Here is an 18,774-nt window from a genome sequence, read left to right on the forward strand (position 1 = left end):
GTGAATGGAAACGGTAATTTCAAATGAAATATTACAACAATTCAAAGATAGGATGCGCTTAGGTGATGACGAAGACGATAATCTAAGACGTATCCTTTTTGCATCCAATAAAGCGTTAATAAAAGACTGTGGTTCATATGACATAAATGAAGATGAGACGTTCAAAGAATTAGTTTTTGAACGTTCTCGTTATGTTTATAATGATGCACTAGAGTATTTTACTGAAAATTTTTTGATTGAAATTAATAGCTTCGGCATTCAAAAAGCTTTAGAAGAAATCAAATTGGACGGTGATTAATATGCGTCCTTTTCAATATAAGAAACCATTGAATACAGGTGATTTTCGCAATCGAATTTATATCGAACAACCTGTAGTAATAAAAGATGAATTAAACCAAGTAATCGAAACATCTTGGCCAGAATTTAAAAAAGCCTGGGCGATGATAAAAACGGTAAAAGGATCTGAGTACATTGAAGCTTCCGCTTCACAAGCTACTCGAATTTATCGATTTGTAATCCCTTATACATCGGGTGTTACAGAAGAAATGCGGATTAAAATGAAGAATCGTATCTTTGACATTATCGAACCGCCAATGAATGATGATGAAATGTATCAAACATTGACTATTATCGCAAAGGAGCATACTTAATATGAACGATTTTGCGAGCGAACTTACTAGAGAATTACAAAGATATGCAAACGTTGTGGAAGAAGAATTGGAAAATGAAATCGATGAAGTAGCAGATATTGCTGTAAGTAAATTAAGGAAAAGTGGTCCTAAAAAAACAGGTGCTTATCGTAAAGGTTGGCGTAAGAAAAAAGAGGGGAATGGTGTTGTTCTTCATAATACAAAGGGACAATTAACCCATCTTTTAGAAAATGGACATGCAAAAGTAGGTGGAGGTCGAGTACCAGGGGAAGTGCATATTCGTCCAGTTGAAGAGTATGTAATTGATGAATTGCCAAGACGTATTGAAAGGGCGGTTCAACAATGACACTAGGTGAATTAACAAAAATTCTAGAAGCTACAGGTTTTCCTGTGGCTTATTCGCATTTCACAGCAACACCAACTAATCCGGTTCCAGCGCCACCGTATCTTTGTTTTCTTGTGGACGGTTCGGCGAATCTCATGGCTGATAACAAGGTCTATCACAAGATAAATGATTTAAATATCGAACTTTATACCACAAAAAAGGACTTGGTTGCAGAAGCCAAGCTTGAAAAGGTCCTAGACGATCATGAAATACCTTATGATTCGTATGGGATTTTTATTGAATCTGAGAAATTATTTCAAAAAACATATGAAACGAGGTTGATGTAAATGAATGAAAATAAGGTAACATTCGGTTTGAAAAATGTACATTATGTACCATTAGATACTAAGGATTTTTTAGTTAAATTCAGGACACCAATTCCATTACCTGGTGGAGTTGAACTAACTTTTGAGCCACGCGGTGATTTAATTGAATTCTATGCAGATGACATGCTTTATTACGCGGCAAGTAATAACCAAGGTTATGATGGAACGTTATCCATTGCGACTATTCCAGAGCAATTTGCTATTGATGCACTTGGTGAGGAGTTAGACGAAACGGATGGCGTATTAAATGAATTGGCTGATGCAAAAGGAAAAACATTCGCATTACTATTTGAGTTTGATGGTGATGTGAACGCAACCCGTCATGTTATGTATAACTGTTCAGCAAGTCGTCCAACGATTGCATCTAAAACAAAAACAAGTTCTGCTGAGCCAAATACAAATGAACTGAAGTTTGTTTCTAGCCCGATTGTTTTAGCACCTGGTGGAAGACCAATGGTTAAAACGAAAACGACTGCTAAAACAACTCAAGCAATTTATAACGACTGGTACAAAAAAGTATATGTAAAAACACCAGCAGCACCAAAAGGAGCGTAATTATAAATGGAAAAAACAATTACAATTGATGGAAAACAAGTTCGATTAAAAGGTACAGCGGCAACAGTTAAACGCTATAAGGCACAATTCAGACGTGATTTATTCGCAGATATGATGGCATTAGGAGCTATCGGTACATTTACCTCGCAAGATGAGTCACAAGGCACTATCGACCTATCAACCGCAGATTTTAAGAACGTCGATTTCGAAGTTATTTACGATTTAGTTTGGTTATATGCAAAAACAGCAGATCCAAATCTTCCTGATCCAATTACATGGCTAGATGGATTTGACGAGTTTCCTATTTACGATATCATGCCAGAAATTAATGACATGATTCAAAGTACAATGGGAGCAAAAAAAAAATAACAGAAGATGATGAAGAGCAAGGAGCAATCGGTGATGACGAATTAACAACCGATACGTTCCTTGCTCTTTGTTATAAAGCGAAGCTGACACATGGAGATTTAGAAGTTATGACTGTTGGTGATTGCTTTGATTATATTGCTGAATTTGCTGAAATGGAAAATCCGAAGAAAGACAAAGTAAGAAAAGCGACTCAAAAAGACTTTAATGCTTTCTAAGAAAGAGAGGTGAAAATATGGCAGGAAGAATTAAAGGGATTACGATTGAAATTGGTGGAGAGACCACAGGGCTTCAAAATGCTTTAAAAGATGTTAATAAACGTAGTAATGATTTAACTAAGGAGCTTAAAGATGTTGAGCGACTATTAAAATTCGATCCAGGAAATGTGGAAGCATTAGCGCAAAAGCAACAGTTACTTACACAACAAATTGAAAATACAACACAAAAGCTAGATAAATTGAAAGCAGCGGAACAACAGGTTCAGGAACAATTTCAAAATGGAAAGATTTCTGAAGAACAATACCGCTCATTTAGGCGTGAAATTGAATTTACACAAGGATCACTTGACGGGTTGAAAAATAAGCTTGGAAACATGAAAGCTGAGCAAGAAAGTGTAGCAAGTTCAACAAGACAATTAGAAACATTGTTTAGCGCTACAGGAAAAAGCGTTGATGATTTTGCAGGGGCATTAGGAAATCGTCTTGTGAATGCAATTAAAAGCGGAACAGCTACTAGCAGGCAGTTGGAACAAGCGATTGGTCTTATTGGACGAGAAGCATTAGGAACAGAAGCGGATATTGAAAAGTTACAACGGGCTCTTCGTTCTGTGGATGCTGGTAACTCAATACAACAAGTTAGAAATGAGTTAAGGGATTTACAGCAAGAAGCCGACAGAACAGAGAAGAAGTTTGAAGGACTAAAGGTAGGATTAGAAAACGTCATAGGTGGTGTGGCTGCTGGTGGTGGTATTGCAACTGCGATTGAAAAAGCAATGGATATATCTAAGTTACAAACAAAAATTGATATTACTTTTGATGTTCCAGAGTCTTCGAAAAAATCAGTAGAAGAAGCTATTAGGGGTGTTACCGCTTATGGGGTGGATGCTGAAGAATCACTTGCTGGTGTACGTAGACAATGGGCTTTAAATAAAGACATTAGTGATGAAGCGAATGCATCGATTGCCAAAGGGGCAGCCGTTATATCTCAAGCTTATGAGGGCATAGACTACACAGAGTTAATTCAAGAAACATACGAAATAGGAAACGAATTAGGGATATCTCAAGAAAGTGCTCTTGGTATGGTTGATGCGTTGCTAAAAATGGGATTTCCACCAGAGCAACTAGATATCATTGCCGAATATGGAAGTCAGCTGACTCGTGCAGGTTTTAAGGCTGAAGAAGTTCAGGCGATTATGGAAGCAGGCGTTGAAACGGGTAGTTGGAATTAGATTATAGTTCCCTTGTATGGCGACATTCAATGAAAAACTCCTTTAATTCAGTGGAACTCTCAAAAGAGACAATACTGAGCGAAGCCTTTTTATTAAGGAACGTGCAACGACTAGTCGAAAGACGTAGGGTGTAAGCAAATGATACTCGAAACGGGGAGCAACTCAAGTAGTTGAAGATATAGTCTAATCTATACGGTGACGTATAGCAGTTCATAAGAGAACGGGCGTGACGTTGCGAATCACGTTGAATATAAATGATTGATAATCTCTTAGATGGATTGAAAGAAGGACGGATCAAACTAGCTGAATTTTCTCAAGGAGCAGATAAAGCTTTAAAAGAAGCACTTGCTGGTTCTGGAATTGCCGCAGAACAAATAGAAAAGTGGGGAGCATCTGTTGCTAAAGGCGGAAGTGAAGGCTCGAAAGCCATGGTAGAAGTAGCTAAAGCGATTGAAGGAATAGAAGACCCTATTAAAAAGAACCAAGTCGGAGTTAAAGTTCTAGCAACTATGTATGAAGATCAAGGTCAAAATATCACTAATACATTAATAGGCGCATCACAAAAAACAATAGACTTTAAGAACAATCAAGACCAATTAAATGAATCTATTAAAAAAATGGATGCAAGTCCAGCTGTTAAGTTTCAAAAAGCAATGGGCGATTTACAGATGGCACTTAAACCAGTCCTTGGAGTTATAGCAGATCTGGTTTCTAAATTTGCTGAATGGATTTCTAGCAATCCGGAATTAGCAGCTACATTAGCAGCTATCGGAGTAGCTATCGGTGTGATTTCCGGTGCGATTATGGCACTTGCGCCTATAGTTGTGACGGTCATGAGTATCTTCGGGATTGGAGCGGCTGCAGCGGCTGGAATTGTTGCTGCTATTCCCCTTATCGTAGCCGCTATAGCTGCCATAGGTTTTGCGATTTATAAAAACTTTGATGACATTAAACAATGGATTATAGATATTTGTAATTCTATTACGGAATATTTAGTAGAGCTTTGGGGCGGTATAGTTCAATCATCCAGTGAAGCGTGGAGTTCATTTTTAGAAACAATGCATGAGTTTTTTGATCCCATTGGTCAATTTTTTAGTGATTTATGGACAGCTATAGGTGAGGTATGTAGTAATGCATGGAATTCAATTGTTGAATTCTTTTCTGGAGCTTGGGCTTCATTCACAGAAATGATGCATAGTTTTTTTGACCCAATAGGCGAATTCTTTAGTAGCTTATGGTCTGGAATTGTTGAAACAGCTTCTTCTTGGTGGACTTCTTTAGTTACAACAGCTACCGAATTGTGGGGCATGTTAACGCAAGCTTGGCAAGATACTTGGAATACAATTCTTACTGTTTTAGATCCAATTATTTCGGCGGTTTCTACCGTTTTAGAAGCTGGTTGGCTGTTAATTCAGGCAGGTGTACAAATTGCATGGGCGGCAATCTGCCAATATATTATTCAACCGATTCAAGAAGCTTACAACTGGGTAAGTACAAAAATCGGTGAAATGGTCACTTGGCTTGGTACACAATGGGAAATTGCAAAAGCTGTGGCACAAGTTGCATGGGGATTATTTAAACAATATATTATTCAACCAGTACAGGAGACTTGGAGATTGGTGAAAGAAAAATTCTCTGATTTGGTTTCTTGGCTTGGTTCACAGTGGGAAACAGCGAAATCTTATACACTAGCAGGTTGGAATTTAATAAAACAGTATGTTATTCAACCAGTACAAGAATTGTGGACTACAACGAAACAAAAGCTTTCAGATCTAGCAAACTGGATATTAAGTAATTGGGAAACAATAAAATCTTATACACTTACAGCTTGGAATTTAGTAAAGAAATACGTGATCGATCCGGTAACTGAAACGTATAATCAAGCCAAGCAAAAATTCACCGATTTATATAACTCAGCTAAAGAAAAATTTGATGCGGTAAAGAATGCAGCGCAAGAAAAATTTGAAGCAGCGAAACGATTTATTGTAGATCCAATAAAAGATGCAGTTGACAGCATAGAAAAGTTTATTGGGAAGATTAAGGGATTCTTTAGTGACTTGAAGTTAAAGATTCCAAAACCTGAAATGCCACCTCTTCCACATTTTAGCTTGGAAACAAGCACGAAAAACGTTTTAGGTAAAGATGTTACTTATCCTTCTGGAATCAATATTGATTGGCGTGCAAAAGGTGGTATTTTCACTAAACCAACTATCTTTGGAATGAATGGTGGAAACTTGCAAGGTGCTGGAGAAGCGGGACGAGAAGCGGTTTTACCATTAAATAAAAAGACACTTGGAGACATTGGTGCAGGAATTGCCGCGACTATGGTTGGCACGACTGGATCTATGAGTCAATTAATGAGTGATATGAGTCGTATGATGGATAGTTCTATGAGCCAGTTATCAGGATTAAAAACTGTTATGAGTGGTGTGTATGGAAGTATGTCAAATAGTAGACAAGCTATGACAAGTAGTGTCGCAAATCAAGTATTCAATTATTCTCCTGAACAATCAGGTGTTAGTGGAGCGGTACCGATGCAAGGTGGCGATTTATTAATTGAAGTACCTGTCACATTAGATGGTAGAGTGGTTGCGCGTGGGACTTACCGACATACAACTGAATATCAACGAAGAGAAGAACAAAGAAACTCAGACTTTTAGGTTTGGGTTTCTTTTATTTTATAGAGAAATGAGGTGTCAAAATGACTTCTTTTACATTTAACAAAGAACGTAAAGAATTTGTTCAAATAGAAAAAGGATGGAAAAGACCGACTTGGGCGCCATTGAAGAGGAATTTATTAAGTGTTCCAGGTTATCCTGGTGCAAGGTTATTAAACACACAAACCGAAATTCGTGTTCTTTCTATTCCTGTCGGAATTATTGTTCCTGATGGTGGAGACTTAGAACTATTAAAAGAAGAAATCGCAAATTGGTTAATTACAGAGCAATCAACAGAACTTACTTTTGATGTAGAACCAAATAGAACGTATTTAGCTGTTGTGGATGATAGTTTTGATCCGGATGAGTTTGTAACACTTGGACAAGGAGTTATTAAATTTATTTGTCCAATGCCTTATAAGTTAGGGAAAACCAATACACACACCTTTACTCAAAATTGGTCTACAGAAATAACCTCTAATTTTACTAATGAAGGAAGCGTAGAAGCGCCACCAATAATTGAAATGGTTGTGAAAAAACCAAGCACCTTCTTAGATGTATGGTTTGGTAAATATCCTTTAGAGCGAAACTATTTCCGTATTGGCTATCCGTTAACTGTGGAAGAATCAACTGTACAAGAGCGAGAACGAGTCTTGTGGGATGAAATGTCATCCATTGTAGGTTGGACTCCTGTTACCGGACAGGTGGAAGAAATGAAGGGTACAGGCGAACTAAAGGTGAAAGATGGAACAGCAATTTATTGTCCATATTACGGTGCAGAAGGTACGAAAGAATTTCATGGCGGTATTGCAAAGAAAAGTATACCTGGTGGCCCGATTCAAGATTTCGAAATGGAAGCAAGAGTACATTTGCAATCTAAAAATATAGATCAAATGGGGCGTGTGGAAGTCCTACTTTTAGATGAAGCGAGTAATGTGGTAGCTCGTATTAATATGAATGATTTATATGCGGATGCTGAAATTACAAAGGCATATATGAGAGTTGGGAATAATGGAACGCCAAATAGTATAAGAAAATTAGTTGATACAACTGGTGCTCATCCTAATACATTTAATAATTTCAATGGAAGATTACGTATTGCAAGACGTGGGAAAGAATGGTCTGTCTATGTGGCACGTTTTAGAGATGGTACAGAAATAGACGATGCTTCACTTGTTGAACGTTGGATTGACGAAACAGGGAATCCGATGACGGAAAGAAAGATTGCACAAGTCATGATTGCCATTTGTCGGTGGGATAGAAATACACCTGTTTATACCATGCAAATTGATGATTTAAAGATTTGGAAGATAAACAAAGTCCCTTCCAATACAAAGCCCTTTATTTTCGATACAGGAGACAAAGTAATTATAGATACAGAAAGAAGCCTTGTTACGATTAACGGAAAAGATGCTATTAATATTAAAGATATATTTAGTGAGTTTCCTAAAATCATACGTGGGGATAATCGTATTGATATTATGCCACCAGATGTTACAGCGACAATTAGTTACAGGGAGAGATACAGATGAGAACGCCAAGTGGTGAATTGCATGTTGTTGATTTTAAAACAGAACAAATTGTAGCATCTATTCAGCCTAAAGATTATTGGGATGATAAAAGGCATTGGGAAATCAAAAATAACATTGATACATTAGAGTTTCGAGTATTTGATAATACAAAGCATTCAGCCACACTTATGCAGCAGAATTTAGTGTTAAAAGAAGTGCGTGATGGTCGTATCGTCCCTTATGTAATTACTGAAATTGAAAAGGATTCTGATGATAGATCAGTAATCGCTTATGCATCTGGTGAATGGGTTCAACTTGCTAAAGCTGGCATTATCCCTCCACAAAAACTAGAAGGTAAGACAGTAATTGAAATGGTGGATATCGCTCTTGCAGGTACGAAGTGGAAAAAAGGAAATTTAGAATATGCTAGTTTCCGCTCTATGACGATTGATGAATTTATTGATCCGTTGACTCTCCTTAAAAAGATAGCTTCATTGTTTGAATTAGAAATCCACTATCGCGCAGAGGTCATAGGCTCTCAAGTCGTTGGTCGTTATGTTGATATGATTAAGAAGCGTGGTCGAGAAACAGGAAAAGAAGTAACTCTCGGCAAAGATTTGATGGGAATTAAACGGATCGAAAACTCTCAAAACATTTGTACAGCCTTATTGGGTTTCGTGAAAAAAGAAGGCGGAGAGTTTGTTACTATTACCGAAATAAATAACGGTGTCCCTTATCTTGTGGACAGCGATGCTTTTCAAAGATGGAGTGAGAAGGGGCAGCATAAGTTTGGCTTCTATAGTCCAGAGACAGAAGACCAAGATATGAATCCTAAACGCTTAATGACCCTTATGAATACTGAGTTAAAAAAGCGTGTGAATTCTTCTGTTTTTTATGAAGTTGAAGCACAATCAATTGGTCGTGTGTTCAGACTAGCTCATGAGTTAATTAATGAGGGCGATACAATCCGAATAAAAGATACAGATTTTACACCAAAATTGTATTTAGAAGCAAGGGCAATTGTTGGTGATGAATCCTTTAAAGATCCTACACAAGATAAATATGTCTTCGGAGATTACCGTGAAATTGTTGATCCAAATGATGAGTTAAGAAAGATTTATAACCGTATTCTTAGTTCGTTAGGGAATAAACAAGAAATGTTAGATCAGCTAGATAAATTAGTGAAAGAAGCTAATGAAACAGCTAGTAATGCTAAGAAGGAATCGGAAGCAGCAAAGACACTTGCTGAAAAGGTTCAAGAAAACATCAAAAATAACACTGTGGAAATCATTGAAGCAAAGAATCCACCAACAACAGGACTAAAGCCTTATAAAACACTTTGGCGTGATATTAGCAATGGTAAGCCTGGTATATTGAAAATATGGACAGGTACAGCTTGGGAGTCGGTTGTTCCTGATGTGGAGAAAGTGAAGAAGGAAACATTAGAGCAAGTAAATACACAAATTGAATCCACAAAACAAGAGTTGAATACCAAAGTAGCTGATGTTCAGAAAGAAGCTCAAGCAATAGCTGGGCAAATTTCTGATGTAAAAAAAGAGGTTCAGGGAAAAGTAGACTCAAATTTTGTTAAGGAACAAATTAAAGATAAAGCTGATAAATCCGGTGTTTTCACAAAAGATGAGATTAATAATGGATTTATAGGTAAACAAATTTATGAAACTGACAAGCAAGGAAACGTACAAAAATTTAAGGACGTTAACACCTCTATTGGTCAAACAAACGAAGCTCTTACACAGAAAGCAGAGAATTCAGAGCTAACGAAAACGAATGACGGTTTGTCTCAACTTGAAAAGAAAACGAATGAGATTAAGACAACCGCTGATGGTACGAAGCGGACTCTTACCGAACTTAAAACGAAAGTTGATAATACGGTAATTAGTGTACGTAATATCTTATTAAATACTGATAATGTGCTAACTGGCGTGAACACTACACCGACGGTTTCTGTAAGTAAATCATTCAAGCTTACGGTTGACGCTCCCCTTCTATTACGAGGTAAATCATTTACTATCAGTTTAAAAGCTAAATCAAAAGGGGTTTCTAAAGGCGTGGAAAAACCATACGCGGGATTAGAACTTACTGTTAAATATAAAGACGGCGAAACCTCTTGGTTAGGTATTCGTGCCGAAACTACGTTACCCGCGGATTCTGATTGGAAGTCATATAACTTCACACATCAAATGAAAGATAAAGAAATCGAATCTATCACAGCAAATTCTTTAATTCATGATCTTAAAGGTACTGTTGAACTTAAAGAATGGAAAGTGGAAGTGGGGACCGTTGCTACAGAGTATTCACCAGCACCAGAAGACCAAGTAACAACAACGGATTTCAATAAAAAAACAGTAGAGATTGAGACGACTATTAAAGGTATTAATACTACTGTTTCTAATGTGCAAAACGAACAAGGTAAGCTTACAGAACGTGTTACTAAATCAGAACAAACCGCAGATGGATTTAAAAATTCTATTGAGTCGTTAACTAAAAAAGATAGTGATATTAGTAATAAATTAAATACGGTTGAATCCACTGTAGAAGGTACAAAAAAGACTATTTCTGATGTGCAGCAAACAACAAATGACCTTAAGAAAACAACAACTGAAATTACAGAAAAAGCTGGGAAGATTAGTGAGAAGTTGGAGAGCGTAGAAAAGAAGTTTGATGATATTAAAATTGGCGGTCAGAACTTTTATAAACAAAAATCCTTTGGTGCAGCTGGGGGAACAAGCATAACGTATGACGATAGTAATAAATGGTGGAACATAACAATTCCTGCTGGGTCTAGTGGTAGTTGGAAAGGTATTTTATACAATACTAAAAATGCCACGTTACTTGTGGGTAGAACATACACAATCAGCTATGAAATTTACGCTGACGAAGTTATCCCAACCGCGATGGATATTAACAACTTTGGTGTTACTACCGTTACGGGAACAAACGACAATGACGTTGTTGCAAAACGAATCATGCGTACGCCTAAAACAATAGCGGGTCAATGGGTTAAAGTGTCCGCTACGTTTATAATACCTGACAATATCACACAAGATTTCTATGACAATTCAGTTCTTGGTGTAGGTGGTGGATGGACTCCTACAAAAATTACAAACATCAAGATTAGAAACATGCAATTAGAAGAAGGAAATATACCAACAAGTTATCGTACTCCTTCAGAAGACCAAGTATCAACGGATGAATTCAATAAGAAAACAACAGATATTGAAAAAAGTGTGGATGGCGTAAAAACCACTGTAACAAATGTACAAAACAGCCAAACTGGATTTGAAAAGCGGATGACTACTGTTGAGCAAACAGCAAGCGGATTATCTTCCACAGTTACTACTTTAAACAATGTAGTATCCGACCAAGGAAAGAAGCTTACTGGTGCCAATTCTAAAATTGAACAACAGGCAGCAGCAATCGGGGCAAAAGTTGAAATCAAGCAAGTCGAAGATTATGTTGCTGGATTTAAGATTCCTGATTTAAAGAATACGGTTAATAAAAATAAAGAAGATCTACTTGCAGAACTAGCGAACAAGCTTGCAACGGAGCAGTTCAATCAGAAAGTGACTCAAATTGATAACCGCTTTACTATTAATGAAAAAGGTATAAATGCATCAGCTAAAACAACAGAAGTATATACAAAAGAACAAGCGAATGGGCAATTTGCTACCTCAGGATATGTAAGAGATATGGAAAGTCGCCTTCAGCTAACTGAAAAAGGCGTTAGTATCTCTGTAAAAGAAAACGATGTTATCGCAGCATTCAATATGAGCAAAGAAAATATTAAGCTAAATGCGGCAAGAATAGATTTAGTCGGAAAAGTGAAAGCAGAGTGGTTAATGGCAGGTTTGTTAAGTGGTTGCCAAATTAGAACATCAAATACCAATAACTATGTAAGCTTAGATGACCAGTTTTTACGTCTATATGAAAGTGGTGTCCCTAGAGCGTTTCTTGGATATTATCGAAGACGAGACGGTGCAGTACAACCAACTTTCATCTTAGGATCAGATGAAAAAACTAGCGCTCCTGAAGGTACTTTATTTATATCTCAAATGGGGACCGGATGGCCTCAAGCTAGTGCGAACATTGGTATTACTGATGACATAGTTGATAGTGAGATAAGAAAATCTGTGTTTTGGGAGCTTAACAGAAACGGAATTAGTGTTCTACACGCAAACGACTATCATGCTCTTTATGCCGGAAATGGAAACTGGCATTTCAGACGAGGAAAAAGTGGTCTATATCAATCTACATTAGCAATCGAAGATAATAGCTCAGATGCAGATTTAAGATTACCTAATATCACATTACGTAATAGCCGTGTAGCAGGATATACCGGAGTTCTCCAAGTTAAGTCATCTGTTACTCAAAACGGATGGGGCGCTGTTCAAGGTAACTTTATGAGCCCTTCGCTACGTGAATATAAATCTAATATTCGTGATGTGTCTTTTTCTGCTTTAGAAAAGATTAGAAATGTTAGAGTAAGAGAATTTAACTATAAGAACGCAGTAAATGAGCTTTACAAAATGAGAGAAGAAAAGGATCCCGATGACCCACCAGTAACAACGCAAGATATAAAAAAGTATTATGGAGCAATTGTAGATGAATCTGATGAAGCATTTGTGGATGAAAGCGGGAAAGGGATTCACTTGTATTCATACGCATCACTTACTATAAAAGCTTTACAAGAACTTGAAGAAGTTCAAAATGAGAAAATACAAGAAAACGAGAGGAAGCATAATGAAGAAATTACATTAATGAACAGAAAAATAGCAACATTAGAAGAGTTAGTTCAAAAATTAATTAACGAGAAACTATAGCAGCCATAAGCAGTTTTTTATTTTGAACAAAATACGGCATTTATTCCAAAGAGGGACGAGCAATCGTCTCTCTTTTTATTTTGAAAGGAGCTGAACCAATGCAAGAAATTCAAGAATTAAAGCAAGAGATCCAACAGATAAAGTTAGATCAAAAAGATATGCAACGAGACATCCGAAACATAGAAACACGTACCACTGTCAATGAAAAGGACATTGTGAATATAAACAAACAGCTTGAGAAGATTAGCGCCAATACTACTTGGATTCTCCGTATCATTATTGGTGCAATCGTAACAGCACTTATCGGTTTATTGTTGAAGGGAGGTGGTATGTAATGATTGAGATTACTGTAATGATTGGAATTGCAGTTGGTCTTTCACAGATTGCAAAAACAATTGGATTACAAACAAAATATGTTCCGTTATTGAATTTAACGCTTGGCATTGTGCTAGGCGTTTTATTTTTGGACGGAGATATCAAAGCAAGTGTATTTCAAGGAATCATCATTGGACTATCAGCAAGTGGATTATTTGACCACACAAAAATTATGAAAAAGGATGTTGATGCTAAATGAAAAAGACAATGAAACATATTACCTCGTTTCTTATGATTCTAGTACTTGCTGGTTCTTTTGCTACAAGTGCTTTTGCTGATAGAACGCTTATTATTCCTGATTTACCTAAACAACCATATCGTAATGGTGTTGGCGCTTATGAAGGCGTTGTAGCGCATTCTACAGCAACTCCAGAAGCGCCAGCTATTAACATTCAAAAATATGAGTCTCGTACATGGCGTTCAGCTTTTGTTCATTATGCAGTTGATTGGAACGAAACAATTCAGATTGCTGATGCAAAATACATTGCTTATGGTGCAGGGCCAGGTGCGAATAAACGTTTTGTACACATAGAGCTTTGTGAAACAAGAGATTATGAGAAGTTTAAACGCAGCTATGATAAATATGTAAAATTACTAGCTAAAATCTTGCGAAATCGAGGATTATCTGTAGAAAAAGGATTATGGACTCATTATGATGTGACAAAATACCTTGGGGGTACAGATCATGAAGATCCACTTGATTATTTACGTAGTCATGGTGTTTCTGAAGCTCAATTCCGTGCTGATGTACAACGTGCATATAATAATTCTAGTGTAGAAGTTTCTGTTCCGGAAAAACCTTCTAAACCAGCAGAAGTACCGACAGCAGTAACAGACGGTATCGCCTATATTGAAGGTTACAACGTCAACTTACGTAAAGGACCAGGTACGAGCTATTCTAAGATTCGTCAACTAAACAAACCAGAATCTTATATTGTGTGGGCGGAAAAGGATGGTTGGTTAAATCTCGGTGGAGATCAGTGGATTAAGAACGATCCATCTTATGTGAAGTTTAACAAGAAAAGCACAGTAGATTCTTCTATTGTTGGAAAGCGTGTTGTTTCAAAAGTTAACAATCTACGTTTCTATGATGCTCCATCTTGGCAGGATAAAGACGTGGCTGGTTCTGTAGATGCAGGATTAGGGTTTACAATCGATGCGAAGTTAAGTGTAAATGGATCACCACAATATAAAGTATACAATAGCAAAGGTAAAACATACTATATAACTACAAATGAAGCCTATGTGTATGTGAAATAGTAGAAAAATTTAAAAAAGAGCATTCCTGTTTTAATGGAGGGATGCTCTTTTATTATTCATAATTGATTATTTTCCATCCTGTAAGTGTCTAGTTTAATGTAAACCATTGCTTCAGCTTCTAGCATTACCAAAATTTCTCTTTCCTCATAATCGTCTAATATTCCTAGAATTTTCGAAGCTTTGGAGTCCATGTGGTTAACTCCTATCAATTATTTTAAAACTTAACTAATCTCAGTTTGCAACTCCATTCCAAACATCGACATCGTTATCATCTAAAATGGCTTTGATTTTATCTTTCTCAAAAACTACCAGATATTCATAAGGTAAGGCTAAAACTTGAATAATTGAAGGTCTAATTTTTAGTAGCTGATATGCGTAAAATGCTTCTAATTCACCTTCAGTTTCTTCTGTTTCATCGACAGGACCGATATACCAACCAGAATCACCTTTTTCACAATCCCTAGCTCTTTGTAAATAAACCTCATCTAGTTGTAACACATTTTTTGCAGTCACTATTTTATCGCTAAACTTTATCATTTCACCATCAATATTCAACTGACGTAAACAGTGTACTTGTTCTAATTGCACCCATAAAGCAATTGTTAAATCATCTGTAGTATCCTTAAAAGGATTTTTTGTATAATCTGAGGCAATAATGTGATACCCATCTTCACGTTTGGATAGAACAAAAATAGACCAACCAACTTGTATAGAAAATCCATCAACTAATTTGTTATCTTCTACTTTAGTTAGCAAATACAATAACTTTTCTATCTGGGGGCTTAAATGTTCTTCTGCTGTAGCTATTATCTTTTTACCACCTATATTTTTAACTATTGTTTTCAATGGATTGTAACCTCTCTTTTATTGATTTTTTCAAAGCTTCTCTAGACGCTGCTTCACGTTCTAACATTTCTAGTCTTATAATTTCGGGAACCTTACCGTATTTAGGATGCCCCGGCCATGTACTCCAATCTTTTGCATTCTTAGAAGCATTTGTTGGTTTTCCAAGTCCAACAAAGTTTACATCCATATTAAGCACTTCTATTTGTTGTTCTCTCGGTAATAGGTCAAAACCTTCCATGTCCGTTATTTCTTTCATCGAAACAATATGGTCAGCTTCAAGTTTTTCAACTTCATAACCATATACAGGGTCAACTTTGGGTACATCTGTATTTACGTTTTTTCTTATCCTATCATTGGGTGTTCTCTTCCTTAAATCTTTATATTCCTCTTTTGAAACCGCAAATTGATTTAATAAGTCTTTCGCTTCTTGGTATGCCCCACCAAGTTCATATTTTATAGAACTTCCTCCAACATCAGCATAAGCAAAACGGTTTCCAGTGTTCAACTTAAAATCATTTAATGTATTTCTATATGCAGCAGAATTAGTCATAAACGACTTTCCTTTTGCTAGGTTGGCAGCGATTGCTACCTTCCCTGCTTGTCCTGCTTTACTAAGACCTTTATCACCAATAAAACCTGTTAATAATGATGCTACACCATAGGCAGCATAGTGCTCTCTACTTTCCATATCTCCGTTCCAGAAATCATTAATGAATGAATCTGATAAAGTATTCCATGCAGCAGGAAGTGTTTCTTTATAATTAATAATTGCATCTCGCATGTTTAACCACGTTTCTTTATCGCCTAAAGCTACGAATCCTTCCCATGCATCTACAGCACCATCTACAAAACCTGTAGAAATACCAGTCCATGCATCACTTAGATCTTTTTTCTCTCTTTCCCAAGCCTTCTCGAAGTCAGATTTAGGCGGAATTTTACCGCACATTGCACCTTCTTCAATTGAATTATCAGCCTGACGATTCCTATCTTCTGTAATTGCCTGGATAGAAGTCGTCCACTCCATATTCAATCCTTGTGTACTAAATGTACCACTTGCAGGACTAAAACCTTTTCCACTTTGTACTTCTGCAAGACCTGTAGCAATACTAGTAGCTAATTGAATTGCTGTAGCATAGTTATTGCTAGACGTTTGATTAAATTCATGTAGATGATCTAACTTTTCTTGCAGTTTTTTCCTCATGACAGTAAAAAGATTTGCCATAGCGTCTATACCTGGTATTGGCATAGTTTGAGTGATGGCTTCCATACTTGCTTTCATTCGGTCAATCTCTCGAATTTGTTCTAATATTTCTTGTTCAATTACATCTGCCTGAGCTACTTGTGATTGAAATTGACTTGGAAAGGCATCGTTCTGACGGATTAATTCTTCACATAAGTATATGATTCCTTGTGCTAAAGGGCGAAAGGTTTCTGTGAAAAATGCTTTTGCACTATCGTAAGTTTGCCCTTGTAGAACGGTATCACTTGTAAAAGCATCAATCGATTGAATGGCTTGTTCCATACCTTGAATGGTAGCTGTACATACAGCATTCATGCTTTGAGTTTGGCTTTGTACTTCTCCCAAATACATATTTAAACTCATGCATTGACCTCCCTTGCTAATTGTTGTTGCTGGTAGGATAGGTCGTTTTCTGAATCACTAAGGTTGCGTCTTTCTTTAAGTAATGTTTCTTTTTGGTTTTCTAATTCAAATGTAAGTTTTCGCTCAATGTGTTGTGCTTCTTGACGGATATTTATAAAGAAATGAGATAACTCTCTATCGTTGTGCCAAGTTTCTAAAATACGGTTAAATAAGCGGTTGCTTCGATTTTTCAATTCGTGAAAATCAGCTTCCGCTTGTTCCTGAGTTCGAAGCGCGAATTGATTTCGGTCCTGTTTTTCAAATACACTTCGTAATTTTTGACTTAACTGTTTAATTTGGTTTTCGATATTTTGGTCCATCTTTATTCCTCCTACCGCTTGATCTTTACGAAGGTGGTCATATTAGCGGAAATTGTTGTGAAGCTCGTGATCCATTCTCTCAAACTCTTTGGCTACCAAATGAATATTATCGACCGCTTGTTGGAAGGCTGCGGAAAATTGTTTCGTCAAATCTAAAACTTGTTGGTTCGCTTCTTGTGCTTTTGAATTAACAGAAAGTGTAGTACGCGTCGCTTTTTTTATAGAGCGCTTTGTTGCACTTTGGATGGTACCAGAAGCTGATCTCATTTGCGTAGCGATTTGTTGTACTGATTGAAAATTACTTTGAAATTGTCCCATCGTATAAACCCTTTCTATATTTCTATGAACGTATTAAAGAAGGGGAGTGCCTAGTATGGATTTCCGTTATTCTATTGTTCTTTAAAGGAACCCCCTCTAGAAAAATATCACGGATATAATTATAACAATAAATGGATAAATTTTCTTTGGGAAAATATATTTTATAACCTATATGGTTGTTATAGTTTTCAATAGGTAATTTAGTATAACGTAGAGGTAAAACACTAATAGGAAAGTAATAAATTGATGTTGATAATTTATATTATAATGATATTTTACAAAAGAATAGTTTGATTAACAAAAATAAGAGCCGTCATTATGACGGCTTTTTTTATTGTTCAATAACTGTTGCACTAATTTTAGGTGTGCCTGTTTTGTCTTTTCCATCATAGGCACCATAAATAGTTACAGTTGTACCTTTAGTTATTTTCACTCCATTTTTTAGTGTTATTTCACTTTCGTTCGATTGCACTCCACTTTGAGCAATTTGAATAGTGTACATGCCTTTTCCGTCATTTTCATTTGTGCTTATGATAAAGGAAGGTAGCGTCGCAGATTTTAACAATAAATCTACAGTTCCAGTAGCTTTTAGACGTGTTCCTTGCTCGTATTGATCACCATTAGCCTTAACGAAACTTACTTCCGTTGCCTCTTGTTTAATTTTTTTATTTAGCTCATCTTGAGATGTTAAATCTTTTTTGTTTTCAGTAGGAGGTTTAGTATTGACTTTTTCACTTGTTTTATTTTCGTCAGTTGAACTACATGCTGTTAGTCCTATAATTAGAAATCCACCTATGCAAAGACTTATTAACTTTTTATACATTTTTATTCCTCCTCTAATTCGATAACAAAGGTTTCTTAATCAGCTGTTTTATGAAACCTCATAAAAACGTCCCCTTAAATTAAGTAAATCATACCAATTAATACAATATTTTAAAAGTTTGATTTTATATAAAAGTGTACGTTGTCCAAGAGTTTCAATAAAAAAAGAGTTGAAAATAAACTCAGCTCTTTTGACCACCGACCACAAAAATGACCACACACTTAAAATAAATTAAATACACTTAATGCAAACAGAAGACATTACATTTTGTTTTATTTGCAATAGAATACACAAAGGTAATACAAGATACATCAAATGATATGATATACTTTATACTGTGAATATGGGGATTTGATAATTAAATAAATTCAACTCTTCATGATGTACTATATATAATAGAAGAAGAATGAAAATGTTTATTGGTTTTGTCATCACCCTGTTGGCGTCAACCT

The 18,774-nt window shown here is 36.3% G+C and carries 18 protein-coding genes and 2 pseudogenes; 14 read left to right on the forward strand and 6 right to left on the reverse strand.

Features of this window, described 5'->3' with window-relative positions; translation table 11 throughout:
• Nucleotides 1-4 precede the first annotated feature (4 nt).
• The 14 genes and pseudogenes from SB773_RS27180 to SB773_RS27245 all read left to right on the forward strand — a co-directional run bounded on the left by SB773_RS27180 (nt 5) and on the right by SB773_RS27245 (nt 14,373).
• The gene (locus SB773_RS27180) at nt 5-298 is read left to right on the forward strand and encodes a hypothetical protein (RefSeq protein WP_410593270.1); all 294 of its coding nucleotides are present in this window, start codon (nt 5-7) and stop codon (nt 296-298) included.
• Nucleotide 299: 1 nt separating this feature from the next.
• The gene (locus SB773_RS27185) at nt 300-650 is read left to right on the forward strand and encodes a phage head closure protein (RefSeq protein ID WP_410593272.1); all 351 of its coding nucleotides are present in this window, start codon (nt 300-302) and stop codon (nt 648-650) included.
• Nucleotide 651: 1 nt separating this feature from the next.
• On the forward strand, nt 652-996 hold the full coding sequence (locus SB773_RS27190) for an HK97 gp10 family phage protein (RefSeq protein ID WP_410593274.1): 345 nt from the start codon (nt 652-654) through the stop codon (nt 994-996).
• The gene (locus SB773_RS27195; RefSeq protein ID WP_410593276.1) at nt 993-1,322 is read left to right on the forward strand and encodes a hypothetical protein; all 330 of its coding nucleotides are present in this window, start codon (nt 993-995) and stop codon (nt 1,320-1,322) included. The genes SB773_RS27190 and SB773_RS27195 overlap by 4 nt, the downstream gene beginning before the upstream one ends.
• On the forward strand, nt 1,323-1,916 hold the full coding sequence (locus SB773_RS27200; protein WP_410593278.1) for a major tail protein: 594 nt from the start codon (nt 1,323-1,325) through the stop codon (nt 1,914-1,916).
• A 6-nt stretch (nt 1,917-1,922) separates the two neighbouring features.
• The gene (locus SB773_RS27205) at nt 1,923-2,285 is read left to right on the forward strand and encodes a hypothetical protein (RefSeq protein WP_002128744.1); all 363 of its coding nucleotides are present in this window, start codon (nt 1,923-1,925) and stop codon (nt 2,283-2,285) included.
• Nucleotides 2,286-2,311: 26 nt separating this feature from the next.
• Nucleotides 2,312-2,500 (forward strand): hypothetical protein, encoded by a 189-nt coding sequence (locus tag SB773_RS27210; protein ID WP_229193772.1) that lies wholly within the window; start codon nt 2,312-2,314, stop codon nt 2,498-2,500.
• A 17-nt stretch (nt 2,501-2,517) separates the two neighbouring features.
• Nucleotides 2,518-3,726 (forward strand): annotated as a pseudogene (locus tag SB773_RS27215) (hypothetical protein); the annotation flags it as partial.
• 260 nt (nt 3,727-3,986) lie between these two features.
• Nucleotides 3,987-6,389: pseudogene (locus tag SB773_RS27220) on the forward strand (phage tail tape measure protein); the annotation flags it as partial.
• Between the two features lie 41 nt (nt 6,390-6,430).
• Nucleotides 6,431-7,918 carry a distal tail protein Dit gene (locus tag SB773_RS27225; protein WP_410593281.1) on the forward strand — a complete coding sequence of 496 codons (1,488 nt, stop codon included), beginning with the start codon at nt 6,431-6,433 and terminating at the stop codon, nt 7,916-7,918.
• On the forward strand, nt 7,915-12,738 hold the full coding sequence (locus tag SB773_RS27230) for a phage tail spike protein (protein ID WP_410593283.1): 4,824 nt from the start codon (nt 7,915-7,917) through the stop codon (nt 12,736-12,738). Before SB773_RS27225 ends, SB773_RS27230 begins: the two co-directional genes overlap by 4 nt.
• A 98-nt stretch (nt 12,739-12,836) precedes the next feature.
• Nucleotides 12,837-13,073, forward strand: a complete 237-nt coding sequence (locus tag SB773_RS27235) for a hemolysin XhlA family protein (protein WP_002088077.1) — start codon at nt 12,837-12,839, stop codon at nt 13,071-13,073.
• Nucleotides 13,073-13,312: a holin gene (locus tag SB773_RS27240; RefSeq protein WP_410593285.1), complete on the forward strand. Its 240-nt coding sequence runs from the start codon at nt 13,073-13,075 to the stop codon at nt 13,310-13,312. The genes SB773_RS27235 and SB773_RS27240 overlap by 1 nt, the downstream gene beginning before the upstream one ends.
• A complete protein-coding gene (locus tag SB773_RS27245; RefSeq protein WP_410593287.1) occupies nt 13,309-14,373 on the forward strand; it encodes an N-acetylmuramoyl-L-alanine amidase in 1,065 nt (354 codons plus the stop codon). Before SB773_RS27240 ends, SB773_RS27245 begins: the two co-directional genes overlap by 4 nt.
• A gap of 56 nt (nt 14,374-14,429) precedes the next feature.
• Here SB773_RS27245 and SB773_RS27250 read toward each other — a convergent pair whose 3' ends face one another.
• From SB773_RS27250 to SB773_RS27275, 6 genes are all read right to left on the reverse strand, one after another.
• Nucleotides 14,430-14,564, reverse strand: coding sequence for a hypothetical protein (locus tag SB773_RS27250; RefSeq protein WP_410593289.1), 135 nt, complete (start codon nt 14,562-14,564; stop codon nt 14,430-14,432).
• Nucleotides 14,565-14,604: 40 nt separating this feature from the next.
• A complete protein-coding gene (locus SB773_RS27255; RefSeq protein WP_410593291.1) occupies nt 14,605-15,219 on the reverse strand; it encodes an immunity protein Imm33 domain-containing protein in 615 nt (204 codons plus the stop codon).
• The gene (locus SB773_RS27260; protein WP_410593293.1) at nt 15,203-16,822 is read right to left on the reverse strand and encodes a T7SS effector LXG polymorphic toxin; all 1,620 of its coding nucleotides are present in this window, start codon (nt 16,820-16,822) and stop codon (nt 15,203-15,205) included. The genes SB773_RS27255 and SB773_RS27260 overlap by 17 nt, the downstream gene beginning before the upstream one ends.
• Complete coding sequence (locus SB773_RS27265) at nt 16,819-17,181, reverse strand: DUF3958 family protein (RefSeq protein WP_097854973.1); 363 nt, start codon at nt 17,179-17,181, stop codon at nt 16,819-16,821. The genes SB773_RS27260 and SB773_RS27265 overlap by 4 nt, the downstream gene beginning before the upstream one ends.
• Nucleotides 17,182-17,223: 42 nt before the next feature.
• A complete protein-coding gene (locus SB773_RS27270) occupies nt 17,224-17,499 on the reverse strand; it encodes a TIGR04197 family type VII secretion effector (RefSeq protein WP_410593295.1) in 276 nt (91 codons plus the stop codon).
• 331 nt (nt 17,500-17,830) lie between these two features.
• Nucleotides 17,831-18,322, reverse strand: coding sequence for a hypothetical protein (locus SB773_RS27275; RefSeq protein WP_410593297.1), 492 nt, complete (start codon nt 18,320-18,322; stop codon nt 17,831-17,833).
• Nucleotides 18,323-18,774 lie beyond the last annotated feature (452 nt).

The organism is Bacillus sp. SIMBA_074, assembly GCF_046534555.1.
GTDB classification, from domain to species: domain Bacteria; phylum Bacillota; class Bacilli; order Bacillales; family Bacillaceae_G; genus Bacillus_A; species Bacillus_A mycoides.